General features: G+C 69.9%; 21 protein-coding genes. 16 read left to right on the forward strand and 5 right to left on the reverse strand.

Going from position 1 to position 25,779, the window contains the following annotated elements; genetic code table 11:
• The first annotated feature begins 156 nt into the window (after positions 1-156).
• From ABWV20_RS02460 to ABWV20_RS02495, 8 genes are all read left to right on the forward strand, one after another.
• Positions 157-750 (forward strand): hypothetical protein, encoded by a 594-nt coding sequence (locus ABWV20_RS02460; RefSeq protein ID WP_353353158.1) that lies wholly within the window; start codon positions 157-159, stop codon positions 748-750.
• Positions 751-865: 115 nt separating this feature from the next.
• Positions 866-1,483 (forward strand): copper chaperone PCu(A)C, encoded by a 618-nt coding sequence (locus tag ABWV20_RS02465; protein ID WP_353353159.1) that lies wholly within the window; start codon positions 866-868, stop codon positions 1,481-1,483.
• Positions 1,483-2,706, forward strand: a complete 1,224-nt coding sequence (locus ABWV20_RS02470; RefSeq protein ID WP_353353160.1) for a Dyp-type peroxidase — start codon at positions 1,483-1,485, stop codon at positions 2,704-2,706. Before ABWV20_RS02465 ends, ABWV20_RS02470 begins: the two co-directional genes overlap by 1 nt.
• A 230-nt stretch (positions 2,707-2,936) precedes the next feature.
• The gene (gene serA / locus ABWV20_RS02475; RefSeq protein ID WP_353353161.1) at positions 2,937-4,520 is read left to right on the forward strand and encodes a phosphoglycerate dehydrogenase; all 1,584 of its coding nucleotides are present in this window, start codon (positions 2,937-2,939) and stop codon (positions 4,518-4,520) included.
• Between the two features lie 356 nt (positions 4,521-4,876).
• The gene (locus tag ABWV20_RS02480; protein WP_353353162.1) at positions 4,877-4,966 is read left to right on the forward strand and encodes a 3-isopropylmalate dehydrogenase; all 90 of its coding nucleotides are present in this window, start codon (positions 4,877-4,879) and stop codon (positions 4,964-4,966) included.
• 112 nt (positions 4,967-5,078) lie between these two features.
• Entirely contained in the window at positions 5,079-6,152 is a 1,074-nt protein-coding gene (locus ABWV20_RS02485; protein WP_353353163.1) for a 3-isopropylmalate dehydrogenase, read from the forward strand.
• 175 nt (positions 6,153-6,327) lie between these two features.
• Entirely contained in the window at positions 6,328-7,422 is a 1,095-nt protein-coding gene (locus tag ABWV20_RS02490) for a branched-chain amino acid aminotransferase (protein ID WP_353353164.1), read from the forward strand.
• Entirely contained in the window at positions 7,401-8,234 is an 834-nt protein-coding gene (locus tag ABWV20_RS02495; RefSeq protein WP_353353165.1) for a Cof-type HAD-IIB family hydrolase, read from the forward strand. Before ABWV20_RS02490 ends, ABWV20_RS02495 begins: the two co-directional genes overlap by 22 nt.
• Positions 8,235-8,282: 48 nt before the next feature.
• Here ABWV20_RS02495 and ABWV20_RS02500 read toward each other — a convergent pair whose 3' ends face one another.
• Entirely contained in the window at positions 8,283-9,866 is a 1,584-nt protein-coding gene (locus ABWV20_RS02500) for an amino acid permease (protein WP_353353166.1), read from the reverse strand.
• Between the two features lie 190 nt (positions 9,867-10,056).
• On the opposite strand from ABWV20_RS02500, the gene ABWV20_RS02505 reads away from it, so the two are divergent.
• From ABWV20_RS02505 to ABWV20_RS02525, 5 genes are all read left to right on the forward strand, one after another.
• Positions 10,057-10,776, forward strand: coding sequence for a FadR/GntR family transcriptional regulator (locus ABWV20_RS02505; protein WP_353353208.1), 720 nt, complete (start codon positions 10,057-10,059; stop codon positions 10,774-10,776).
• 44 nt (positions 10,777-10,820) lie between these two features.
• A complete protein-coding gene (locus tag ABWV20_RS02510; protein ID WP_353353167.1) occupies positions 10,821-12,188 on the forward strand; it encodes a glutamine synthetase family protein in 1,368 nt (455 codons plus the stop codon).
• Between the two features lie 86 nt (positions 12,189-12,274).
• Positions 12,275-13,648 (forward strand): aldehyde dehydrogenase family protein, encoded by a 1,374-nt coding sequence (locus tag ABWV20_RS02515; protein WP_353353168.1) that lies wholly within the window; start codon positions 12,275-12,277, stop codon positions 13,646-13,648.
• A gap of 20 nt (positions 13,649-13,668) precedes the next feature.
• Entirely contained in the window at positions 13,669-14,436 is a 768-nt protein-coding gene (locus ABWV20_RS02520) for a 3-oxoacyl-ACP reductase (RefSeq protein WP_353353169.1), read from the forward strand.
• Positions 14,437-14,445: 9 nt separating this feature from the next.
• Positions 14,446-15,186 carry a gamma-glutamyl-gamma-aminobutyrate hydrolase family protein gene (locus tag ABWV20_RS02525; RefSeq protein ID WP_353353170.1) on the forward strand — a complete coding sequence of 247 codons (741 nt, stop codon included), beginning with the start codon at positions 14,446-14,448 and terminating at the stop codon, positions 15,184-15,186.
• 64 nt (positions 15,187-15,250) lie between these two features.
• Here the strand turns inward: ABWV20_RS02525 and ABWV20_RS02530 are convergent, their stop codons facing one another.
• Entirely contained in the window at positions 15,251-16,153 is a 903-nt protein-coding gene (locus tag ABWV20_RS02530; protein ID WP_353353171.1) for an SGNH/GDSL hydrolase family protein, read from the reverse strand.
• A 405-nt stretch (positions 16,154-16,558) separates the two neighbouring features.
• On the opposite strand from ABWV20_RS02530, the gene cimA reads away from it, so the two are divergent.
• Positions 16,559-18,139, forward strand: a complete 1,581-nt coding sequence (cimA, locus tag ABWV20_RS02535; RefSeq protein WP_353353172.1) for a citramalate synthase — start codon at positions 16,559-16,561, stop codon at positions 18,137-18,139.
• Here cimA and bioD read toward each other — a convergent pair.
• From bioD to bioB, 3 genes are read right to left on the reverse strand one after another with little or no spacing between them, the layout of a single operon-like run.
• Entirely contained in the window at positions 18,103-20,031 is a 1,929-nt protein-coding gene (bioD, locus tag ABWV20_RS02540) for a dethiobiotin synthase (RefSeq protein ID WP_353353174.1), read from the reverse strand. The genes cimA and bioD overlap by 37 nt on opposite strands.
• Entirely contained in the window at positions 20,028-21,359 is a 1,332-nt protein-coding gene (locus tag ABWV20_RS02545) for an adenosylmethionine--8-amino-7-oxononanoate transaminase (protein ID WP_353353175.1), read from the reverse strand. The genes bioD and ABWV20_RS02545 overlap by 4 nt, the downstream gene beginning before the upstream one ends.
• On the reverse strand, positions 21,352-22,413 hold the full coding sequence (gene bioB, locus ABWV20_RS02550) for a biotin synthase BioB (protein WP_353353176.1): 1,062 nt from the start codon (positions 22,411-22,413) through the stop codon (positions 21,352-21,354). The genes ABWV20_RS02545 and bioB overlap by 8 nt, the downstream gene beginning before the upstream one ends.
• 99 nt (positions 22,414-22,512) lie before the next feature.
• Between bioB and ABWV20_RS02555 the strand changes: the two genes are divergently transcribed.
• Complete coding sequence (locus ABWV20_RS02555; protein WP_353353178.1) at positions 22,513-23,091, forward strand: TetR family transcriptional regulator; 579 nt, start codon at positions 22,513-22,515, stop codon at positions 23,089-23,091.
• 69 nt (positions 23,092-23,160) lie between these two features.
• On the forward strand, positions 23,161-24,783 hold the full coding sequence (locus ABWV20_RS02560; protein WP_353353179.1) for an RHS repeat-associated core domain-containing protein: 1,623 nt from the start codon (positions 23,161-23,163) through the stop codon (positions 24,781-24,783).
• Positions 24,784-25,779: the final 996 nt, after the last annotated feature.

The following is a 25,779-nucleotide window of genomic DNA, read 5'->3' on the forward strand; positions in this document are numbered from 1 at the left end:
GCTTCAGCACGTCACGACATGGAGGGTATGCCGCCGGGCTCGGTCCCGCGGCATGCCCTCCGTCGCGTCCCGGCGGGGCCGACGGAAGGGCCGCCTCGGTCCATGGGCTCGTGGTCGGGCACGAGGGCGCCAAGGGGAACTCGTAGGATCGGCCCCATGGTCGAGCCGGGCACAGGAGCGGTGCGTGCCCTGCGTGCCCTGGTGTTCCTCGCCATCGCGACGGCGTTGAGCCTCGCTGGTCACGTGCTCGGCGGGGGGTCGGCATCCCTGGTTGGCGTGGGGGCGCTCGTGGTCCTCACCTGGCCGCTCGCTCTCCTCGGCTCGCGCCGCCAGCGTGGGGTGCGGCACCTCTTCCCCGTGCTCGTCGCGGGACAGCTCGCCGGGCACGTGGTGCTCGCCTACCTCGGCTCTGCTCTCACCAACACCTCCCCGGCGGCCGGATGCACCACGGTGCACGCGCACCACGGACCTCCGCTCCTCGACTGCGGTCAGGCAGCAGCGGCGACGAGCGGGCACGGCGCGACACCGACGATGACGGTCGCGCACCTCGGCGCGGCACTGGTGCTGGCGGTTGTGCTCGCGCGGGGGGAAGCGCTCCTGTGGCGTGTCGTGGACCTCGCGGTGCCGGTCCTGCCCCGCTTGCGGCCGCTGGTCATCCGACCCCTGCGCGCCGCCTTCGTGGTGCACCGCGGGCTGCGCGGGATCGATGTGGCCGTCGTCCCGGGGCGCGGGCCACCGGTGGCTGCCTGACCCGAGAGCCCCCGGCGCCCCGGCGCCGGAGGTCACGACGCGTGTGCTGGTGCGCCCGCGTCGGGGTCGCGCATGCCGACGCCGCCCGACACCGCTCCACACCGAAGGACCGTCAATGAACCGCCCCCTGCCCCTGCCCCTGCCCCGCCCCCTGACCCGACCCCTGACCCGACCCCTGCGCCGACGTGGCCGCTCAGCCGCCATGGCCACGGCCGTCCTTGCCGCTGCGCTCACCGTTGCCTCCTGCGGCACCGCCGCGGATCCCGCCTCACCTTCGGCCGTGCCCGGAGCGGCCACCGCGACCTCGTCCACGACCGAGAGCGAGGCGTCCCGCGACGGGACGGTCGCTCTGGAGTCGGGCTGGGCGAAGGCCGGCGCCGGCATGACGGCCGTCTTCGGCACCGTCGTCAACCGCACCGACGCGGACGTCACGATCGTCGGCGGGTCGAGCCCCTCGGCCGGCGAGGTGCAGGTGCACACGATGGCGAAGCAGCCGGACGGCTCCATGAGGATGGTCCAGAAGAAGGGCGGGCTGACCGTGCCGGCGGGCGGCTCCGCGGAGCTCGCGCCGGGCGGTGACCACATCATGCTCCTGGCGCTCGCGGCCCCACTCGTCAACGGTGACGACGTCGCGCTGCGCATGATCACGAAGGAGGGCACGCAGCTCGAGTGGACGGTGCCGGTCCGGTCGTTCGCCGGCGCAGAGGAGACCTACGTCCCCGAGGACCACTGATGGACGGCGTCGACCGGAGGACCGTGCTTCGCACCGGCCTGCTCGCCGGTGGGGTCGGGGCGGCCGCGGTCGCCGCGACGCAGCTCGCCTCCAACCGCGAGGCCACCCCGGAGGAAGTCGCACCCTCGCCGCCGCAGGAGCCGCCCGTCACCCTGCCGTTCCGGGGGCCGCGTCAGTCAGGCGTCATCGACGAGCCTCAGCCCTTCGCTGCCTTCGTCGGTCTGGACCTGCCGAAACACGCGACCAGACAGACCTGTCGACGGCTCATGCGGGTGTGGACGGACGACATCGAACGACTCATGGCGGCACGAGGTCCGCTGACCGACCTCGAGCCGGAGCTTGCCGCCGTCCCGTCCCGCCTCAGCATCACCGTGGCTGTCGGTGCCGGCTTCTATGCGGCGGCCGGTCTGGCGGCGTCACGCCCGTCGTGGCTGGCACCCTTGCCTGCTTTCGCGGTCGACCGGCTCGAGCCGGACTGGCCACAGACCGACCTGCTGCTCCAGATCCGAGCCGACTCTCCGGTGGCGGTCGCGCACGCCCAGCGCCGGCTCGTCGTCGGGGCGGACCCGCTCGCGGTGCAGCGCTGGGTCCAGCGCGGCTTCCGCGAGCCCCTCACGGCGACGCGGCCGGGGATGCCGTTCCGCAACCTCCTGGGCCAGGTCGACGGGACGGTCCAGCCGGCGACGCACGGGCCGGACGACGCCTTGATCTGGCTCGGGGCCGGCGAGGCGCCGGCGCCGACGGGCCTGGCTGGCGGGACGTCCCTCGTCATCCGCCGTATCGCCATGAACCTCGACAGCTGGGACGAGGTCGACCGGGCCGGGCGGGAGAACGCGATCGGCCGTCGACTCGCCTCCGGGGCCCCGCTCACGGGCCGGGCCGAGTCGGACGTCCCCGACCTCGGTGCGACCGACGAGCTGGGGTTCCCCGTGATCGACCCGGTGTCGCACATGCGACGGGCGATGCCCGCGGCGCCCCACGAACGGATCCTTCGCGCGCCGTACTCCTACGACGATGCTCCGGCGCCGGGGCATCGCTCGAACAGCGGGCTCGTCTTCGTCTCCTTCCAGGCCGACCCGGTGCGCCAGTTCGTCCCCATCCAGCGGCGGCTCGCCGATGCGGACCTGCTCAACATCTGGACCACGCCGGTGAGCAGCGGCGTCTATGCCGTGCTGCCGGGGGCCGAGGCAGGGGAGGACCTGGCAGCTGCCCTCCTCGGCTGAGCTCAACGGCCCCGCGGGCCGGGGAGGGCCGGGACGCATCGTGTCCGTGATGTGGACGGGCAGTTCCACCTCGTGATACGCGTCACGCGAGCGCCCATTCCGTTCACATGCTGGTTACACCTGATGACCTCGACCGTTGCCTGCGCCTAGACTTCTGGCGGCACATCGCGGTGCCGATGAATGGCCCGCGTCCTTCCTCGGGCCGCGCACCCGCCCCGAAAGGATCCCTTGTGACCAAGCCCGTTGTCCTCCTCGCCGAAGAGCTGTCACCCGCCACGATCGAGGCCCTCGGACCGGACTTCGAGGTCCGCACCTGCGACGGAGCCAACCGCGACGAGCTTCTCCCGGCCCTGGCGGACGTCGATGCGATCCTCATCCGCTCCGCGACGAAGATGGACGGCGAGGCCATCGCCGCAGGCAAGCAGCTCAAGGTCATCGCCCGAGCCGGCGTGGGGCTCGACAACGTCGACGTCCAGGCAGCGACCCGGGCCGGCGTGATGGTCGTCAACGCCCCGACCTCCAACATCACCTCCGCCGCCGAGCTCGCGATCGCGTTGCTGCTGGCGACGGCCCGCAACATCGCACCGGCCAACCAGGCCCTCAAGGGTGGCGCGTGGAAGCGGAGCAAGTACTCCGGTGTCGAGCTTCTCGACAAGACGGCCGGCGTGGTGGGCCTCGGCCGGATCGGCGCCCTCGTCGCCGAGCGCCTCAAGGGCTTCGGGATGAAGGTCATCGCGTACGACCCCTACGCATCGCCCGCCAAGGCGGGGCTCGTCGGCGCGCAGCTCGTCAGCCTCGACGAGCTGCTGGCCCAGTCCGACTTCATCACGATCCACCTGCCCAAGACGCCGGAGACGGTCGGGCTCATCGGCGAGGACGCGCTCTCCAAGGTCAAGCCGTCGGTCCGGATCATCAACGCCGCTCGAGGTGGCATCGTCGACGAGGCGGCGCTGGCCCGAGCCGTCGCCGAGGGACGGGTCGCAGGTGCGGGCATCGACGTGTTCGCGACCGAGCCCACCACCGAGTCGCCGCTCTTCGAGCACGAGTCCGTGGTCGTGACCCCGCACCTCGGCGCGTCGACCGAGGAGGCTCAGGAGAAGGCCGGCATCTCGGTCGCGAAGTCGGTCCGGCTGGCCCTGTCGGGCGAGCTCGTTCCCGACGCGGTCAACGTCTCGAGCGGCTTCATCGCCGAGGAGGTGCGCCCGGGGATTCCGCTCGTCGAGAAGCTGGGGCGCATCTTCACCGCGGTCGCCGGCGCCGTTCCGGCCCAGCTCGACGTCGACGTCCGTGGTGAGATCACGGAGCACGACGTCAGCGTGTGGAAGCTCGTCGCCCTCAAGGGCCTGTTCACCGACGTCGTCGAGGACGCGGTGACCTACGTCAACGCGCCGGTCCTCGCCGAGCAGCGGGACTGCCAGGTTCGCCTGCTCACCGATGCGGCGGCCGGCGACTTCCGCAATGTGACCACGCTGCGCGGCACGCTGAGCGACGGCACGATCGTCAGCGTGTCGGGGACGCTCACCGGCCCGAAGATGGTCGAGAAGCTCGTCGGCATCAACGGTTACGACCTCGAGGTGCCGCTCTCGGACCACATGCTCATCTTCGAGTACTCCGACCGGCCGGGGATCATCGGTGCGGTCGGCCGGATCCTCGGCGACTCGGACATCAACATCGGCGGCATGCAGGTGTCCCGTCAGGCGGACCAGGCCATTGGCGTGCTCAACGTCGACAGCGCGGTCTCGGCCCAGCTGGCCGGCGAGATCGCCGCCGCGGTGGACGCCAAGACGTTCACCGTCGTCAACCTCGAGGACTGAGGCCACCTGCCCGTATGCCGCTGGGCTGGGACCGCGCGTTGGGCGCGGACCCAGCCCAGCGGCATACCTGCTGCTCGTGTGGCGTGCTGGGGTTCGGTGAGGTCCGTCACATGACGGAGATCTTCCGCCTGCATGGCGGGCACCGCGTCTCATTTCTTGGAAACCCCCTGTACGCCCGGGTAGGCGGGCGTAGCGTGAATTGCATGACGCGGCAGCTCGTACTCCTTATTGCCAGCCGCGGCGAGTTTCAGTAGTCAGCTACCTCGCCGCGGAGATCCCGCGTTCCCTCCGAGCTGACGGCTCGCCCACCAGGGCTAGAGCACTGAAACCACCACGTTCGACCTGCCAAGAAGGAAATGATTGCCATGAGCGAAGACGCCAAGGCCGCCCGCCAGGCGCTGCAGGAGTCCATGGACCTGCGCGACCAGGGCCACACCGACGACTGAGCCGGCTCGTCCGGCGCTGAGGCCCTCTCCCGTTCGTGGGGCGAGGGCCTCAGGCATGTCAGGAACTGAGACGTCGGTTCCACATCACAAGACGATCCATACGCTTGGGCGCATGGCAGCAGTGCAGCGCTCAGCGGATGTCAAGGAGTACTCGATCGCCGTCGTCGGTGGCGACGGGATCGGTCCGGAGGTGGTCGGCGAGGGGCTCAAGATCCTCGAGGCTGCGACCGCGGGGAGCGGCGCCACGTTCTCCACGACGGACTACGACCTCGGTGCTCGCCGCTGGCACGCCACCGGCGAGCTCCTCCCGGACTCCGTGCTGGAGGAACTGCGCGGTCACGATGCGATCCTCCTCGGCGCCATCGGTGACCCGACCGTGCCGAGCGGGGTGCTCGAGCGCGGGGTCCTGCTGCCCATCAGGTTCGCCCTCGACCACTACGTCAACCTTCGTCCGGCCAAGCTCTTCCCCGGCGTGGCCAGCCCGCTCGACGTCTCGCGGGTCGCCCCCGACGGCATCGACTTCGTCGTCGTGCGGGAGGGAACCGAAGGCCCGTACGTCGGCAACGGCGGCTCGCTGCGCGTGGGCACACCCCACGAGATCGCCACCGAGGTGAGCGTCAACACCCGGTTCGGCGTCGAGCGCGTCGTCCGCGACGCCTTCGCCCGCGCCCAGGCTCGGCCCCGCAAGCACCTGACCCTCGTGCACAAGCACAACGTCCTCACCCACGCCGGGCACCTGTGGCGCCGCACGGTCCAGGAGGTCGCGTCCGAGTTCCCCGAGGTCGAGACCGCCTACCAGCACGTCGACGCCGCCACGATCTTCATGACCACCGACCCGGGCCGCTTCGACGTGATCGTCACCGACAACCTCTTCGGCGACATCATCACCGACATCGCCGCCGCCATTGCCGGCGGGATCGGCCTCGCCGCCTCGGGCAACATCAACCCGGCCCGCACGACCCCGAGCATGTTCGAGCCGGTGCACGGCTCGGCCCCCGACATCGCCGGCCAGGGCAAGGCGGACCCGACCGCCGCGGTCCTGTCGGTTGCCATGCTGCTGTCGCATCTCGGCCTCGTCGACGAGGCCGACCGGGTCGAGGCCGCCGTCGCCGCTGACCTCGCCGCGCGGGATCGGGCCGTCCGCTCGACGTCCCAGGTGGGGGACGCCATCGCCGCGCTCCTCTGATCATCGAGAGAGCACTTCGCGACAGTCGAGAGAGCACTTCGCGACATGGCGGCCCCCGGCTGCCCGGGCGGGCGTGTCGCGAACTGCTCTCTCGATCGGGGCCTTTTCGCCGTCTCACCATGTGGGCGATAGCCTGCAGTGGATCACCGCTGATTTGCCGCTACGGAGGTTTGCCATGGCCCAGTTGTCCTTCGAGGTCACCCGTCGTGAGGACGTCACATCGTCCGAGCGGATCGCCGAGGTGCTGGAGAACCCCGGCTTCGGCAAGACCTTCACCGACCACATGGTCGTGATCGACTGGAGCGCCGCCGACGGGTGGACGGGCGCGAGGGTCAAGCCCTACGGCCCCTTCCAGCTCGACCCGGCCGCGGCCGTCCTGCACTATGCGCAGGAGATCTTCGAGGGGATGAAGGCCTACCGCCACGCCGACGGGTCCGTCTGGACGTTCCGACCCGAGGCCAACGCGGCGCGCTTCGCCCGCTCGGCCCGGCGCCTGGCCCTGCCCGAGCTGCCCGAGGCGGACTTCATCGAGTCCCTGCGACAGCTCGTCACCGTCGACCAGGACTGGGTCCCCGGGACTGATGGTGAGAAGAGCCTCTACCTGCGCCCGTTCATGTTCGCCTCCGAGGCATTCCTCGGGGTCCGACCCGCTCAGCAGGTGACGTACTCGGTCATCGCCTCACCGGCCGGCTCCTACTTCACCGGCGGGCTCAAGCCCGTGACGCTGTGGATCTCGACCTCCTATGCCCGCGCCGGCGCCGGCGGCACCGGCGCCGCCAAGTGCGGCGGCAACTATGCCTCGTCACTGGCGGGACAGCTCGAGGGCGCCGAGCACGGGTGCGACCAGGCTGTCTTCCTCGACTCCTCGACGCACACGTACATCGAGGAGCTCGGCGGGATGAACCTCTTCTTCGTCACCAAGGACGGCAAGATCGTCACGCCGGAGCTCACCGGCACGATCCTGGAGGGCGTCACCCGCTCGTCGATCCTCGAGCTGGCCAAGGAGCTCGACCTCCAGCCCGAGGAGCGCCGGATCCGGATCGACGAATGGAAGGAGGGCGCGGCCTCCGGCGAGATCGTCGAGATCTTCGCCTGCGGCACCGCCGCCGTCGTCACACCCGTCGGTGAGCTGCGCTGGGACGGCGGCTCGGTGGACCACCGCCGCGACGGCCACGAGGACACGGTGGCCACGGCAATCCGCAACCGGCTGCTCGACATCCAGTACGGCCGAGCCGAGGACTCGCACGGGTGGATGACGCGCCTCGTCTGATTGCCACCGACCTCGACGGCACGCTGCTCCGGTCCGACGGGACGCTCTCCCCTCGGACCGGTGCGGTCCTGGCGGCGGTCGAGGAAGCCGGCATCGAGGTCGTCTTCGTCACGGCACGCCCGCCGCGCTGGCTCGACGAGCTCGCTGCCGCGGTGGGTGGCCACGGCACGGCCATCTGTGGCAACGGGGCCTTCGTCTACGACGTCGCGGCGAGGAGGGTGCTGTCCAGCTCCGGCTTCGAGCATGGGCTCGTCCACGACATCGTCGCTGACCTGCGCCGAGCCGTGCCGGACGTCGCGTTCGCCGCGGAACGGGGGAGCGGCCTGTGGTTCGAGTCGGACTTCCCGCACGACCCGTCCCACGTCGTGCCCGGTGACGCCGTCGAGGCTCCCATCGACGACCTGGACGGGGAGCCGGTGGGCAAGCTGCTCGCCAAGTCAGCGACGGTCGGCGACGACGAGTTCCTCGAGCGGGCGGCGGCCGTGGTCGGCGACCGCGCCCATGTCGCCTTCTCCGGGGCGGGCGGACTCGCCGAGATCAACGCGGCGGGCGTCACGAAAGCGGCTGCGCTCGAGCGATGGTCTGCACGGCTCGGGATCGCAGCGCGCGACGTGTGGGCTTTCGGCGACATGCCCAACGACCTGCCGATGATCCGCTGGGCCGGGGTCGGCTGGGCCGTCGCCAACGCACACTCCGAGGTGCGGGCGGTCGCCGATCGGATCTGCCCGTCCAACGACGACGACGGCGTGGCGCAGACCTTGGAGCACCTCCTGGGTTGGCACACGCAGGCCGATGGCGAGCGCCCGGGCTGACGCTCGTCAACCCGGGCGCTCGCGTGCCCCTCCCTCAGCGCCGCTGGCTCAGCGCGGCTCGTCCTCCCGATCGCCGGACTCGAGGATCTGCTCGGTGACGTCGTACCCCTCGGTCTCGGGGTGGCCGTGCTTGCCGTGCGTCATCGCGAACTCCTCCTCGGGGGAGAGCACGAGGCGGTGGCGGCCGAACAGGCCGAAGTAGAGCAGGCCGGCAATGAAGAACGCGGCGACACCGACGACCACCGACCGGTAGCTCTCGTTGAACGGCAGGATGACCAGGGTGAGGCCGGCGATGACCGCGGCGACGACCGCGCCCCACTGGCCCACCGGGCTGGCGTAGGGCCGCACGACGTCGGCGTACTTCCGGCGCAGGATGAGGAAGGCGAGCATCTGCAGGAAGTAGGCGATCACGGCGCCGAAGACGGCGATGTTGAGCAGCTGGCCGGCGACGGCGACCTGGGCGTCCTCCAAGGTCTCGCCCGGCTCGTTGCGGATCGTCCCCAGGCCGAAGACGAGCGCGACGCCGATGATGGCCGAGACGATGAGGGCGACGTAGGGCACCTTCCGCCCGCCGGTCAGCGACAGGACCTTCGGGTAGTACCCGGCCCGGGAGAGGGAGTACATGTTGCGCCCGGCAGCGAACATGATGCCCTGGAACGACGCGACGAGACCGGCGAGAGCGAAGAGCGAGAGGAGTGACGCGATGTTGCTGCTCGGGAAGATCGCGCGGAAGCCATCCAGGATGGGCTCACCGCTGCTCCCGATCTCCTTGGCGCCGAGCACTGCCGGGTTGAGCACCAGGACGAGGAATGCCGTGACGAGGAGCGTCCACATGCCCATCAGGGACCCCCGGGGGATGTCGCGCTGTGGCGTGTGGGTCTCCTCGGCGGCCAGGGGCAGCTCCTCGATGCCCAGGAAGAACCAGATCGCGAAGGGCAGTGCAGCGAGGACGCCGGCGATGCCCATCGGCAGGAAGGTGCTGCCGCCGGCCTCGGGCTCGATGTTCCAGAGGTTGTCGAAGTCGACCTTGCCGGAGACGATCGCCGAGATGAAGAAGAAGGCGAGCACTGCCAGCGAGATGACGGCGATCACGACGGCGAACTTGAACGACGCCTCGGCTCCGGCCGAGTTGAGAGTGACGAAGATGGCGTAGAAGACGACGACCCAGAGCCACAGCGGCATGGTGAAGTCGAAGAGGTCCTCGGTGATGGCGTCGGCGTAGAGGCCGGCGAAGGTGCCGACCACCGCTGTGGTGATGACGTACTCGATCGTCTCGGCAAGTCCGGTGACATAGCCGCCCCACGGCCCCATGGCCGAGCGGGCGAAGGAGTAGGCGCCTCCGGTGTGCGGCATCGTCGCGGACATCTCGGCGATGCTGTAGATCATCAGCAGGTACATCAGGCCGATGGCGACGGTGGCGATGAGCATGCCGCCCCAGCCGGCCTCTCCGATGCCGAGGTTCCACCCGGAGAAGTCGCCGGAGATGACGGCGGCGACCCCGAGGGCCCAGAGCGACCAGGCGCCGGCGTGCCGCCTGAGGCCCCGCTTCTCGAAGTACTCCGACCCGGCGTGAGCGTAGGTGACACCGCCGCCCGTCCTGACCTGCCGGCCGCCTGCTGGCTCTGTGGCCATCGTCTGGGGTTCCTCTCGTGACGTGGTGGAGTTCGAACGAGATGGTGCGACAGAGGACCTTTTGAGATGGAGATCACAAGGCTCCGTGGCTAGTCGGAGGCTAGACCGCGCGCCAGATCCCGGTCAATGGCTGGAAGACAGACCATTTGACAGCGTGGGGTCTGACGTCAAGACTCGGGCCGTGACCGCGATGCCGCAGCTCCACCTCGCAGAGACGGCGTTGCAGGCCGTCCGCGGCAGCAACGCGTTCGAGGCGACGGTGGAGCACCTCGCCCGGGCCATCCGGCTGGGTGTCCTCTCCGATGGCCAACAGCTGCCGCCCGAGCGCGAGCTGGCCGAGCGGCTCGGCGTGTCCCGCAGCACGTTGCGCGATGCCATAGCGGCCCTTCGCGAGTCGGGGCTGGTGACGACGCGCCGCGGACGAGGCGGTGGCACGTGGGTGACGTATGCCGCTGAGCTGCCTTCCTCTCCCGCGCGCGGTCAGGCGCGGAGCGGGGCTGCGATGAGCGACGCGCTCGACTTCCGTCGGGTGGTGGAGCCGGGTGCAGCGTGGCTCGCCGCAACGAGGTCGCTGGCCAGTGACCAGCGGGCCTGGTTGGCGGAGAGCCTGGCCGCCGTTGCTGACGCGGAGGACCCAGCGGTGCACCGGCTGGCCGACTCGCGCCTCCACCTCGCGATCGCGACCCTGGCCGGCTCACCGATGCTCATCGACGCGGTGACCCGCGCCCAGTCCGCGCTCCACGACATGCTCGGGGCCATCCCCGTGCTGCGCCGCAACATCGAGCACTCGAACGACCAGCACGAGCAGGTCGTCGGGGCAATCCTCGCCGGCGATCCCGAGACCGCGCGGGCGGTGATGGAGGAGCACTGCGATGCCACCTCCGCCCTGCTGCGTGGTCTCATCGGGTGACCCGGGACGGCACCGACCAGTTCCGAAGCGTCAGGAGGCACAGCATGGCGGCACCACCAGGGCTCACTCTCGACCAGCTCCGGGCGGAGATCGAGGACGGGGGAATCGACACCGTCGTCGTCGCCTTCACCGACATGCAGGGGCGGCTTCAGGGGAAGCGTCTGCACGGGCACTTCTTCCTCGACCACGTGCTCGAGCACGGCACCGAGGGGTGCAACTACCTGCTCGCGGTGGACGTGGACATGAACACCGTCGACGGCTATGCGATCTCCTCGTGGGAGCGCGGCTACGGCGACATGTTCTTCGACCTGGACCTGACGACCCTGCGGCGCACGCCGGGCGCCCCGCACTCGGCGACGATCCAGTGCGACCTGACCTGGCTCGACGGCAGCGGGATGGTGGCCCAGGCGCCACGCAGCGTGCTCAAGGCGCAGGTTGAACGGGCTGCGGCACTCGGCCTCACCGGCTACTGCGGGACCGAGCTGGAGTTCATCGTCTTCGAGGACTCCTTCGACGCGGCCTGGGACCGCGGCTACACCGGGCTGACCCCGGCCAACCGCTACAACGTGGACTACTCGATCCTCGGGGGCGACCGGGTCGAGCCGCTGCTCCGCGAGATCCGCAACGAGATGTACCGCGCCGGAGTGGTCGTCGAGGGAGCCAAGGGGGAGTGCAACCTCGGCCAGCACGAGATCGCATTCCTCTACGACGAGGTGGTCCGCACCTGCGACAACCACGTCGTCTACCGCAACGCAGCGAAGGAGATCGCCGCGCGGCACGGCCAGTCCTTGACGTTCATGGCCAAGTTCGACGAGCGCGAGGGCAGCTCCTGCCACATCCATCTGTCCCTCCGCGGCTCGGACGGCTCGATTGCCTTCGCAGACGAGGACCGGCCGCACGGCCACAGCGAGCTGTTCGACCACTTCATGGCGGGGATCCTCGCGACGATGCGAGAGCTGACCTACTTCTACGCGCCGAACATCAACTCCTACAAGCGCTTCCAGCCCGGCTCCTTCGCGCCGACGACCATCGCCTGGGGTCACGACAACCGGACATGTGCGCTGCGCGTCGTCGGCCACGGCTCGGCGCTCCGGGTCGAGAACCGCGTCCCGGGCGGCGACGTCAACCCCTACCTCGCGGTTGCCGCCATGTTGGCAGGAGGCCTGCACGGGATCGAGGAGCGACTCGAGCTCGAGCCCGCCTTCGAGGGCAACGCCTACACCTCGGGCCGCGAGCAGGTGCCGACCACCCTGCAGCAGGCCCGGGACCTGCTCGACGGCTCGGCGCTCGCGCGGCGCGTCTTCGGCGACGCGGTGGTGGACCACTACGTCAACGCGGCCGACGTCGAGCTGCGGGCCTACAACGCCGCCGTGACCGACTGGGAGCGGCGCCGCGGCTTCGAGCGGCTCTAATGGAAAGGCGTTCACACCATGGGTCGATGTGATCGATCGAGGCACGACTCGATCGATCACATCGAACGAAGGAGGTTCAGCACCACATGACGACGACGCATGACGTCATCAACCCGGCCACGGAGGAGCTCGTCCGCACCATCGAGCTCACGACGATCGAAGGCACGGACGACGCGATCGCCGCCGCCGTGGCAGCGGGACCCGCGTGGCGGGCCGTGGCTCCGGGCGACCGGGCGAGACTGCTCCGGCGCTTCTCCGACCTCGTCGGGGAGCACCAGGAGGAGCTCGCCCAGCTCGAGGTCGCCAACTCCGGCCACACCATCGGCAACGCCCGGTGGGAGGCGGGCAACGTCCGCGACGTCCTCGCCTACTACTCCGCGGCGCCTGAGCGGAACTTCGGTAAGCAGATCCCGGTGCCCGGCGGCATCGACGTCACGTTCAAGGAGCCGCTCGGCGTCGTCGGCATCATCGTCCCCTGGAACTTCCCCATGCCGATCGCGGGGTGGGGGTTCGCCCCGGCGCTCGCGGCCGGCAACACGGTCGTGCTCAAGCCGGCCGAGCTGACGCCGTTGACCGCGATCCGGCTCGGCCAGCTCGCCCTCGAGGCGGGGCTGGCTGAGGGCGTCTTCACCGTCCTGCCCGGCAAGGGGTCCGTCGTGGGGGAGCGGTTCGTCACCCACCCCGACGTCCGCAAGGTGTGCTTCACCGGGTCCACGTCCGTGGGGCAACGGATCATGCGTGGCGCCGCCGACCAGGTCAAGCGGATCACCCTCGAGCTCGGCGGCAAGAGCGCCAACATCGTCTTCGCCGACGCCGACATTCCCAAGGCCGCGGCGGCGGCGCCCTACGGCGTCTTCGACAACGCGGGGCAGGACTGCTGTGCGCGCAGCCGGATCCTGGTGCAACGCAGCGCCTTCGACGAGTTCATGGAGCACTTCGAGACCGCCGTCCACAACGTCGTCGTGGCCGACCCGCGGGACGAGGCCACCGAGATGGGCCCGCTGATCAGCGCCGGCCAGCACGAGACGGTCGCGTCCTACGTCGAGAACTCCGACGAGGACGTCGAGGTCGCCTTCCGTGGAGCGGCCCCGGAGGGCAAGGGATTCTGGTACCCCGCGACCGTCGTCCTCCCACGCACGACCCGCGACCGGGTCTGGCAGGAGGAGGTCTTCGGTCCCGTCGTGGCCGTCATGCCCTTCGACGACGAGGCCGACGCGATCGCCAAGGCCAACGACACGGCCTACGGACTGTCGGGCTCGATCTGGACTCGTGACCTCGGCACCGGGTTGCGGGTGGCTCGCGGGGTCGAGGCCGGCAACCTCTCGGTCAACTCGCACAGCTCAGTCCGATACTGGACGCCGTTCGGCGGCTTCAAGCAGAGCGGCATCGGCCGGGAGCTCGGTCCGGACGCGCTCGACGCGTTCACCGACGTCAAGAACGTCTTCATCAGCACCGAGTGAGCTCGACGAGGAGGAGAGACATGGCAGGCAGGTTGGCAGGCAAGGTCGCGGTGGTCACGGGCGGGTGCTCGGGGATCGGGCTGGCGACCGTGCGGCGGTTCGCGCAGGAGGGGGCCAAGGTCGTCATCGGCGACGTCGACGAGACGCAGGGCCCGCAGGTCGCCGCTGAGGTGGGCGGCACCTTCGTCAAGGTCGACGTGACGAGCAAGGAGGAGGTCGACGCGCTCTTTCGCACGGCGAAGGAGACGTACGGCTCGGTCGACATCGCCTTCAACAACGCGGGCATCAGCCCTCCCGAGGACGACTCGATCCTCGACACGGACCTGGACGCGTGGCGGCGCGTGCAGGAGGTCAACCTGACCTCGGTCTACCTGTGCTGCAAGGCTGCGCTGCCCTACATGCTCGAGCAGAAGCGCGGCTCCATCATCAACACGGCGTCGTTCGTCGCAGTCATGGGGGCGGCGACCTCACAGATCTCCTACAGCGCGAGCAAGGGTGGCGTCCTGTCGATGTCGCGCGAGCTGGGCGTCCAGTTCGCCCGGGACGGCATCCGCGTCAACGCGCTCTGCCCGGGCCCGGTCAACACGCCATTGCTCCAGGAGTTGTTCGCCAAGGACGAGGAGCGGGCCGCACGCCGGCTCGTCCACGTGCCGATGGGCCGCTTCGGGGAGCCGGAGGAGATGGCCAACGCGGTCCTCTTCCTCGCCTCGGACGAGTCGAGCTTCATCACGGCCTCGACGTTCCTCGTCGACGGCGGCATCTCCGGCGCGTACGTCACCCCGTTGTGAGGCTGGCTGATGACGAGCAGGCCCGTCATCGGGATCACGACCTACGTTGAGTCTGCGTCGCAGGGCGCGTGGATCGACGTGCCGTCGGCCCTGATCCCGCACTCCTACGTCCGCAAGGTCGAGGAGGCCGGTGGGATCGCGCTGCTCATCCCTCCCCGTCTCGACGGTGAAGAGGAGCTGGTTCAGAGCTTGCTAGCACGGTTCGACGGCATCGTCATCGCCGGTGGTGTCGACGTTGCTCCCGAGCTGTATGCCGCGGACCGGCACCCCAGCGTGCAGGCCTCTCGGCCGGACCGCGACGCGATGGAGATCACCATGGCGCGGGTGGCCGCCGACCTCGACCTCCCGGTCCTGGGTATCTGTCGGGGCATGCAGGTGATGGCCGTGGCGGCCGGGGGAGAGCTGGAGCAGCATGTGCCGGAGCGGGTCGGGCACGACGACCACGCGCCGGCGCCGGCGACGTTCGGCAGACATCCGGTGGAGATCGTCCCGGGCACCGTGACCTCCTCGATCCTGGGCGCCGAGGTCGACGTGCCGAGCTACCACCACCAGTCCGTCCTCACCCATCCCGGCTACGTCGCGTCAGCCTGGGCGCCCGACGGGACGCTCGAGGCGATGGAGGACCCCTCAGCCGGCTTCCGGCTCGCCGTCCAGTGGCACCCGGAGGAGAGCTCGGACCCGCGCCTGTTCGTGGCGCTCGTCACGGCAGCGAGGTCGTATGCCGCTGGGCGGGCTCCCACAGCCCGCTGACCTCAGGCCGCGATCGAGTCGAGTGTGCAGCTCGTGTCGGCAGGAGCTGCACACTCGACGTGCATCAGCCCTGGGTAGCTGCTACCCAGGCCGTCGTGAACGCGGTCGTGATCTTCGCGTAACCGGACTCGTCCGGGTGCTTGCAGTTGGCGAAGTCGCCGTCGCCGAGCTGGCCGTAGACCTCAGCGGGGACGGCGTCGTAGACGGCGGAGATGGTGCGGATGACACCGTTGAGGCCGTTGCCCACCGGGGTCGCGATCTGCTCGAGGACGAGGTTGCCGTAGTAGTGGCCGACGTTCGGGTCAGTGAAGAAGCCGCAGTAGGGCAGCGGGTTGAAGTACGTCATCGTCAGGATCTCGGCGTCCGGCCCAGCCGCCGCACGCAGGCGAGCGAGGATCTGGTTGTAGTTGCCGATGAAGGTGCCGAAGGCTGCGGCCAGGACCTGTTCGTCACCCGTCATGAAGGCGTCGAAGATCTCGTTGCCGCCCACCGTGAGAGTGACGACCTCGACGTCGTTGCGCGGGTTGTCGTCCTGGTTGCGCGCCTTGAGGATCGCCTCGGCACGACCGAGCTGCTCCTGGATGAAGAGCGTCGACGTCACGCCCGGCTTGCTCGGCTGGCTGCCGTCAGCCGGCACGGCGGAGCGGGCTAGGTTGGTGAGCTGGAGGTTGCGGCAGCCGTCCGCAGCCTTGTCGCTTGCCGCCGGAAGGCAGTTCATCGCCCCCTTGAGGTAGGCCGTGAGCGGCGTGACGTAGCCGTTCGCGCGCCAGGCCGCGACTGCGACCCAGTAGTCGTCGACGTCGGCCGGGGCGTTGGAGTTCTCGCCGTTGGCGATCGAGTCGCCCAGCGCGAGATAGAGCGGAAGGCCCGGCGGTGGGGCCGGCGGTGCGGCGGTGGCTGCGGCCGTGCCGGCGGAGCCTGCGGCGACGAGGGTGAGGATGGCGACGAACCTGGTGAGACGCTTCATGGTGTCCTCCCTCGGACCAAGAGCCTCTCCCCACGCTAGGACCACGTAGCGCATCGGTCTGGAGAACCGCTGGGAACGGGCACGCACGCCGGTGTGATGTCCGGCACACCGGGCCCGGCAGCGGGTCCACCATGCGGACGAGCGGTTTCGGGCGCCGCGGCGGGCTGCCACGATGACCGCGTGACGCACCTCCTCAGGCCTGCCACAAGCACGCTCATTATCGTGTAGCGCGACGAGAGACCCTCGTCGCGCAGACCTCCCTACCCGGGGGGTCTTTTTGTTTCCCCGGCCACAAGCGGGGGAGAGCCGCACAGCACACCCAGCCCAGCGGCATACGGATGAATGAGAAGGACCGAGGAGCGAACGGCCACGCCGACCCCACCGAGTTCAAGGACAATGAAGGCCATGGAAGCGCTCCACGTCTACGACACCAGCCTGCGCGACGGCGCCCAGCAAGAGGGGCTCAACCTCTCGGTGTCGGACAAGCTCGCCATTGCCGGGTTGCTCGACGACCTCGGGGTCGACTTCATCGAAGGCGGATGGCCCGGGGCGAACCCGAAGGACACGGAGTTCTTCGAGCGCGCCAAGACCGAGCTGCACCTGCGTCATGCGACGCTGGCCGCTTTCGGGGCAACGCGGCGTGCGGGTTCTTCGGCCGGAGAGGACCCGCTCGTCGCCGCCCTGCTCGAGGCCGGCACTTCGGTCGTCTGCCTCGTCGCCAAGTCACACGTGCGACACGTCGAGGAGGCTCTGCGGACCACACTCGAGGAGAACCTCGCGATGGTGCGCGACACGGTCACCCACCTCGTGGCGGCCGGACGGCGCGTCTTCCTCGACGCAGAGCACTTCTTCGACGGCTGGCACCTCAACCGGGACTACGCGCTGTCGGTCGTGCGCACGGCGCACGAGGCCGGCGCGGAGGTCGTCGTGCTCTGCGACACCAACGGCGGGATGCTGCCCCACGTCGTCGAGCAGGTCGTCGCCGACGTCATCTCCGCCACGGGGGCCCGGGTCGGGGCCCACTGCCACAACGACACCGGCTGCGCCGTGGCGAACTCGGTCGCCGCCGTGCGGGCCGGCGCCACCCACGTCCAGGGCACTCTCAACGGCTACGGCGAGCGCACCGGGAACGCCGACCTGGTCACGGTCGCCGCGAACCTCCAGTTCAAGCTCGGCCTCGACGCGATGAGCGGGGAGTCGCTGCGCAAGGCCATGCACATCGCCCACGCGATCAGCGAGATCACCAACGTCCCGGCCTACAGCCGGCAGCCCTATGTCGGTGCGAGTGCGTTCGCCCACAAGGCGGGCCTGCACGCCAGTGCGCTCAAGGTCGACCCGGACCTCTACCAGCACCTCGACCCGGCGCTCGTCGGTAACGGCATGCGGACTCTGGTGTCCGACATGGCCGGCCGGGCCAGCATCGAGCTCAAGGCCAAGGAGTCGGGGCTCGACCTGTCGGACCGGCCCGACGTCGTCGCCTCGGTGCTGCAGGAGGTCAAGGACCTCGAGCAGCGCGGCTGGACCTTCGACGCCGCCGACGCGACGGTCGAGCTCATGGTCCGGGAGGCCCTCGAGCCCGGCAGCACCACGTACTTCGAGGTGGAGTCGTGGCGGGTCATGACCGACTCGTCGGCCCACGGCGACGCGACGTCCGAGGCCACCGTCAAGCTCGTCGCCGATGGCGCCCGCCACCTCGCGGTCGGCGAGGGCAACGGCCCGGTCAACGCACTTGACCACGCGATCCGGGAGGGGCTGACCAAGGCGTACCCCGAGATCGAGAAGCTCGAGCTGATCGACTTCAAGGTCCGCATCCTCGACGCCTCCCACGGCACCGATGCCATCACGCGGGTGCTCATCGAGATGTCCGACGGCGAGACGTCCTGGGACACCATCGGCGTTGCCGGCTCGATCCTCGCTGCCTCGTGGCGGGCCCTCACGGACGGGATCGTCTACGGGCTGATCCGGCAGGGCGTCCCCAGGCGCTGACCCAGCCCGGCCAGCCACGTCGGCGCCTGGTCGCTGAAGTCGCCCCGGCTCGGCGCGCCCTCGGGGACGAACCCGAGGAGGCCCTCGGGCCGGGCCGCGAGATGGTCGCGGTTGGTCAGCTCGAGGTGGGTCGGCGCGCTCGGCCAGGATCCGATGACGGTCCCGATGCTTCGGATTCCCCTCGAGCGCAGGGCTTCTTGCGTGAGTGTGGTGTGGTTGAGGGTGCCGAGGGCGCTGCGGGCGACGACGATCACCGCGGCGTCGGGGAGCGCCTGAGCCAGGTCGGCAAGGGTTTCGCCTGCTCCGGTGAGCTCGACGAGCAGGCCGCCCGCGCCCTCGACGAGGACGTGGTCATGCTCGGTGGCCAGCTTGCTGATCGTGTCGACGTGGTCGGCGAGCGTGGGGAGAGCGGCGTTCTCGAGCGCGGCCGCGGGGCGCGGGGCCATGGGCGCGCGCAGCCGGGCGCCCTCCCGGACGGGGATGCCCGCCAGCCGCTCGACCTCACCCATGTCGCCGGGCTCGCCGGGTGTCACGCCGGTCTGGACGGGCTTGTATGCCGCTGGGCTCAGTCCCGCACCCGCCAGCACAGCCGCAGTGGCTGCGGTGACGACGGTCTTGCCGACCTCGGTGTCGGTGCCCGTGATGATGAGCACCCGGGGCATGTCCCCGCCCCCCTCTGGTCGAGTGTGCAGTTCTCGCGCGGGAGCAGTCCGCAGGTTGTGCACACTCGACTGGCTCTTGGGTCGGGTGTGCAGCCTGTGTGCCGCTGCGACCTCGGCGACGAGGTTGGCTGCCTGCTCCACGTCGGTGGGGGAGAGGTCGGCTCTTGCCGTGACTCGGAGCCGCGAGATCCCGTCGGGCACGCTCGGCGGGCGGAAGCAGCCGACGAGCACGCCGCGCTCGCGCAGGTCGAGACACGCCGCGACCGCGACCTCTGGCGACGGCATCGGGATGGACTGGACAGCCCCGGAGGACTGGTCGATGCCGCATTTCGCCGAGATGCTGGCCGCGTTGGACCGGACCCGAGCCGCGAGGGTCGGGTCGGCGGCGATGAGCCGGGCAGCCTCGGCGGCGGCACCGGCCGCTGCGGGCGCCAGGCCGGTGTCGAAGATGAAGTTGCGGGCCGTGTTGACGAGGTGCCCGCGGATTGCCGGGGAGCCGAGCACCGCACCACCCTGGGCGCCGAGCGACTTGGAGAGGGTGGCCGTCACGACGATGTTCGGCGCGCCGACGAGGCCGAGCTCGGCCACGAGCCCGCGCCCCTGCCCGGCGACGCCGATGCCGTGGGCCTCGTCGACGACGAGCAGGGCGTCGTGTCGGGCGGCCACCTCGGCGAGCGCCACGAGGGGCGCGGCGTCCCCGAGCACCGAGTAGATCGACTCGACTGCGACGACGACCCGCGACCCCTGCCGCGTCTCGAGCGCGGCGTCGAGGTCGTCGATGTCGTTGTGGCGGAAGGTCGCATACGGCACGCGGGACATGCGGGCCGCGTCGTGCAGCGAGGCATGGGCGTGTTCGTCGAGGAGGATCTCGGCGCCGCGGCCGGCCATCGCGGTGAGGACGCCGAGGTTGGCCGCGTAGCCGGTGGAGAAGGCGAGGCCGCTGGGTTGCCCGGTGAGGGCGACGAGTGCCGACTCGAGCTCGCGGTGGATCGGCAACGTACCGGTCACGAGCCGCGAGGCGGTTGCGCCGGCACCGTGGCGCTCGATCGCGGCCTTCGCAGCCGCCATGACCCGAGGGTGCCGGGACAGGCCGAGGTAGTCGTTGCTGGCCAGGTCGAGCCGCGCCCGCCCCCCGGAGTCGCGCAGGACCGGGTCGGCCCGGACCGTCCCACGCTCGACCCGCAACGCGGCGCGCTCGGCGAGCCAGTCGTCCCACACCGTGCCGCTCATCGGCCGTGCACCTCCTCGACGGCGCCGACGATGGCGGCCCCGATCGTGGCGACGTCGGCCTCGGACGTGATGTAGGGCGGCATCGTGTAGACGAGGTCGCGGAACGGGCGGACCCAGACACCTCGCTCGAGCGCGGCGCGCGTGACCCGCATGACGTCGACGGGCCGGTCGAGCTGGACGACGCCCACCGCTCCGAGGACACGGACGTCCTGGACGGACGGCAGGTCTCGCGAGGGAGCCAGCCCGGCGACGAGTCCCCGCTCGACGCGGCCGACCTCGGCCTGCCAGCCGCGATCGAGCAGGTCGAGCGAAGCCCCCGCGACCGCACACGCCAGAGGGTTGGCCATGAACGTCGGCCCGTGGAGCAGGGCCCGGAACTGCGAGCGCGTGATGACCTCGCCGACGTCTGCCGTCGTGAGCACCGCGGCCAGGGTGAGGTAGCCACCGGTCAGCGCCTTGCCGACGCACATCACGTCGGGCGCGACGCCGGCCCAGTCGCACCCGAACATCCGCCCGGTGCGCCCGAAGCCCGTGGCGATCTCGTCCGCGACGAGGAGCAGCCCGTGCTCGTCGGCGACCTCACGCATGACGCGCAGGCACTCGGGGTCGTAGACGTACATCCCCCCGGCCCCTTGGAGGACGGGCTCGACGACGATGGCGGCCAAATCGTCCGTATGCCGCTGGGCGAGCTCCCGGAAGCCAGTGGCCCAGGCGTCGACCTCCTCGACCAGCGCCGCCGGCCGCTCGGCGTCCAGCGGCAGCCGGGCTGCGGGCGGGCGCGGGGCGAAGACGTGCCGGGCCAGGACGCCGGGAAAGGCCGAGTGCATCCCGTCGACGGGGTCGCAGACGCTCATCGCCGCGAAGGTGTCGCCGTGGTAGCCGCCCCGGACGGTGAGGAACCGCTGCCGGCCGGCCCGGCCGCGCGCCGCCTGGTACTGCAGGGACAGCTTGAGGGCCACCTCGACCGAGACCGAGCCGGAGTCGGCGAAGAAGACGTGCGCCATGCCGGGGGCGAGCGCGACGAGGCGCTCGGCGAGCGACACGGCCGACTCGTGGGTCAGCCCGCCGAACATCACGTGGCTGAACCGGTCGATCTGCTCGTGCGCGGCGGCGTCGAGCGCCAGGTGGCGGTACCCGTGGATCGCGCACCACCACGACGACATCGCGTCAATGGCCTCGAACCGGTCGTCCCCAGCCCCGCGCAGGGTGAGCCGGACCCCGGAAGCGGACTCAGCGGCATACGGCATCGGCCCGTCGAGGGGGGCGTAGGGGTGCCAGACGAGCCCGCGGTCGCGCTCGCTGACCGAGCGCACGGCGACGTCAGGCATTGGGGGCGAACTCGGTGCCCGCGCCGCGGCGGCGGATCGACGGGTCGTGCCCGCCCGCCGACATCGCAGCGTCCTCAGCGCCGAGCACGACGAAGCCGTTGTCACGGATGAGCTCGAGATCGGCCTCCGCGGCCTGCCCCTCGGAGGTGAGGTAGTCGCCGAGGAAGATCGAGTTGGCGACATGGAGGGCGAGGCCCTGGAGCGACCGGAGGTGCATCTCGCGGCCACCCGCGACGCGAATCTCCTTGTCGGGGCAGACGAACCGCGCCATCGCGAGGATCTTGAGACAGCGCGCGGGGGACAGCTCCCACGTCCCCTCGAGGGGTGTCCCGTCGAAGGGCATGAGGAAGTTGACAGGGATCGAGTCGGACCCGAGGTCTCGCAGCGCGAAGACGGCCTCGACGAGCTGCTCGTCGGACTCGCCCAGCCCGGCGATGAGGCCGGAGCAGGCGGAGAGTCCGGCGCCCTGGGCCCGCTCGACGGTGTCGACGCGGTCGGCGTAGGTGTGGGTGGTGACGATGTCGTCGTGGTGCGACTCGGCGGTGTTGATGTTGTGGTTGTAAGCGTCGACGCCCGCCTCGCGCAGCCGCTCGGCCTGGCCGTCCTTCAGCAGGCCGAGGCACGCGCACACCTCGACGCCCGGGTGCTCGGCCTTGAGCGCGCCGACCATCCCGGCGACCCGCTCGACGTCCCGGTCCGTCGGGCCGCGGCCGCTGCTGACCATGCAGACGCGGGTCGCGCCCCCGCGCAGACCAGCGGTGGCCTGCTCGATTGCCTCATCCGTCTTGAGCCACGTGTACTTGAGGATGTCGGCGCCCGAGCCGAGCCGCTGCGAGCAGTAGCCGCAGTCCTCGGGGCACAGGCCGGACTTGAGGTTGACGAGGTAGTTGACCTTGACCGTGTTGCCGAAGTGGGCGCGACGCAGGCGGCCGGCGGCGGCGACGAGGGGGAGGAGGTCGTCGTCGGCCGCCTGGAGCGCGGCGAGCGCGTCGGCCGGCGTCGGCGGCGTCCCGGCGAGCACGGAGTCGGCGAGCTGGTCGAAGGTGGTCGGCATGGCGCTCCTGTCCTGAACGGCGTTCAATTGAACAGCGTTCAGTATGCCGTCGGGACATGGCACGATGTCAATCGCGCCCACGTGAGGAGGAGGTGACGTGTGGCACTCACCCGCGAGCACGTCGTCTCCACCGCTGTCGAGCTGCTCAGGCGCTACGGTCTGGCCGACCTGTCGATGCGCCGCTTGGCCCGCGAGCTCGAGGTCCAGCCCGGCGCGCTCTACTGGCACGTCGCGAGCAAGCAGGAGCTCCTCGTCGAGGTCGCCGCGGCCCTGCTCGAGGAGGTCCCCAGCGCGGGATCGGGCGGGTCACGGCGAGCCGCACAGGCCGCCCTGGTCGACCTGGCCACGGCGGTCCGACGCGCCCTCGCTCCGGTGCCCGACGCTGCCGATGTCGTCGGGATCGCGTATGCCGCTGAGCGCGGATCCGTCACCGCGTTGGGGGAACTGCGTGGCTTGGTGGAGCGCGCCGGGGTGCCCGCCGCCTCGCGTGACGCGGTGACCGACCTACTCGTCCACCACATCCTCGGCTCCGTCGCGCTGGAGCAGAACGAGCGTCAGGTGGCCGGCGCCGACCCCTCGTACGTCGGGCGCGACGTTGCCGAGGTGGCCACGTCGTTCGCGACGGGACTTGATGTCATCGTTCGCGGCATGGTCGCCACAAAGGTCAGCAGTTCGTAAATTCTTCGCCAAGGTTTGGTCCGGTTCGAGACGAGGAACGACACGTGCTGTGCGCTGCCCTTTCCGTTGGTGGCGACGACCTCGACCTACACGTTCGACCCTTTGGACCGGGTCGCCACGGTCACCAAGACGGGGGCGGGGGCCGGCAGCGAGTCGTACACGCATGACGCGAACGGCAACGTCATCGCCCAGAGCATCGGCGGGGTCGCGACCTCGTTCGCGTATGACCGGAACCGGCTGCTCACCTGGGCCAGCGGGACCACCTCGGCGAGCTACACGTATGACCCGTTCGGTCGGCTGGAGTCGGTGACCTCGGCCGGTAAGCAGCTCGAGCGGAAGGTGTACGACGGGTTCGACCATGTCATCGAGCACCGCAAGGTCACCGACGCGGGGGCGCTGGCGACGACGCGGTACGGGTTCGACGCGCTGGACCGGACGGTGTCGAAGACGACCGGGGCGGGCACCGCGGACGCGACCACGACCGAGTTCGCGTACCTGGGGTTGACCGGGCAGCTGCTCGAGGAGCTGGACGCGGCCACCGGCGCGGTCGAGGCGAGGTACACGTACTCGGCGACGGGCGAGCGGCTCGGGCAGTCGAGGAAGACGAGCGCGGGGGTGTGGGAGGACTCGTTCTACGGGTACAACGCGCACTCGGACGTCGAGACCCTCACCAAGGCGGATGGGTCGACGCGGTCGACGTACGGGTACACCGCGTACGGGAGCGACGACACGGCGCGGTTCACCGGGGTCGACAAGCCGTCCGTGGCAGAGCCCGGTGCCGAGGCGTACAACGTGTACCGGTTCAACGCGAAGCGGTGGGATGCCGCCTCGGGTGAGTACGACATGGGCTTCCGTGACTACAACCCGGGGTTGAACCGCTTCACCACCCGGGACATGTACAACGGCGCCCTGGCCGACCTGAACCTGGCCGCTGACCCGTGGAACAGCAACCGGTACGCCTTCGCCGGCGGCAACCCCATCAACCGCATCGAAACCGACGGACACGTCAACGAGGTCGGCGTGGGCGGGTTCTCGCCCTTGGGTTACACAAGTCCCGAGGAGGAGCAGCTTGGCGAGCAGGTGACGACGGAAGTCGTCCGGCTGGGGGCCAAGGCTGGCACGCTCGCTGCAACTACGGCCGGTGCCGCTGTCGCGTGCGTCGGATCGTTTGGCATCGGCTGCGCTGGTGCGCTCTTCGCTGCCGGCGCGGCCAACGAGGCCGCGTTCTCGCTGCTCGATGGCCGGCCTGTGGAGCCCGCCCGGGTGGCAGTGGCAGGCGCCCTGGAACTTGCAGTCGGGGTACTGCCGGCACTGGCGCCGGTGGCAGCGACCGCCGCGGCAAGGTGGTTCCGCGGCTTCGCACGAAGGTCCGATGACGCAACTCAATCCGCGAACGCGGCGGCGACGGTGGCGCACAGCACCGATGACGTCCTTGCCAATTTCCGCGCGTTGTCGCGCGGTAAGCAAAGCTCGGTCAGGACCGTTCCCTCTGCGGACGAATTGCGCGGTCTGTTTGAGAGCTGGACCACCGGAGCCGAGCGGTTGGCCTCTCGAGGGCCTAAGATCCCAGACGTCTTCAGATTGCGCGACGGTACAGTTATCCAGTGGCGAACGACATCGGCATCAGGAGGCGAAACGATTGACATCTTTCCCATGGACGGAAACCCGCTCAAGGTGCACCTCGATGGCTAACCGGGATGCTGTCGACAAGCTTCTCCAACTTGGCAGCGATGATTGGGTGAGTGCTGACGAGGTGATCTGGACTGCGGCTGGGGGCGATATAAGCGCAACCGGGCAGGCGCTGGTTTTCGAATTTCTCGAAGACCTCTACCGAAACGGGCTAATGGTGCCGGGTCATCTCGGTGAGTCGGGGTTTGAGGACTGGACGGTTCCGAAGGATGAATACTTGGCTCGATCTAAAGCCGAACTCGAACGACACGCGTGGAGGCCAATGGGTGCCGGATTCTGGCTACGGCTAACCGAACGAGGGGCGGCCCGGGTGCGTGAGTAACCAGGTGGGTCCGGGCTTCGTAGCGTACGACGTTTGCGAGCTCCACGTGCTCGTGGCCCCCGAAGAGATCCGGAGGCATCCGTGATAGCGAGCGACTCGCGGAAGTTGCCCAGACGCACTGCGGCGCATACGGCTTCGACGTTTGCGACGCACTCTCATACCAGCTGCCGCGCTCCCTCCCTGAGGATCTCTACGGTGCTCTAGCCGCTTGGTCAGAAGCCCTTTCCCACTAATGCGCCCAGCCAGGTCTGGCCGCTGGTTGCGCCTGAACCAGGAGGAGGGACCGTTTGAGAACTTTGGGTCTCCTCCACGAAGGGAGGCGGGGGGCTCGGGCGTACGCGTAGGGCTCGGCAGTCCGCTTCTAAACTTGAGCGTTAGTTGGTAATCCATTTGTGCTGTGCCGCAGCGTGTGTCATCCGCGGTGCGTCCGCGGAGATCCGAGCGTTGTGGACACGGTCACACTCAAAGAGGCTCTCCGCATTTGAGCGGGGCGGGTGCTGATTCATGCCGCTGGTCTCTGCCCTCGGGTGAGGGCGATGTGGACCATGATGCGCCTTCTGTAGTTGTCCATGTTGGTGAAGCCGCATCCGACCCGCTTGGTCTGCTTGACCTGAGTTGCTTCAGATTAGTGACCACCCTGGGCGAGGTCGTCGATCACTCGTTGCGCGTCGTCGGGG

The organism is Intrasporangium sp. DVR (genome assembly GCF_040365325.1).
In the GTDB taxonomy this organism is placed as follows: Bacteria; Actinomycetota; Actinomycetes; order Actinomycetales; family Dermatophilaceae; genus Intrasporangium.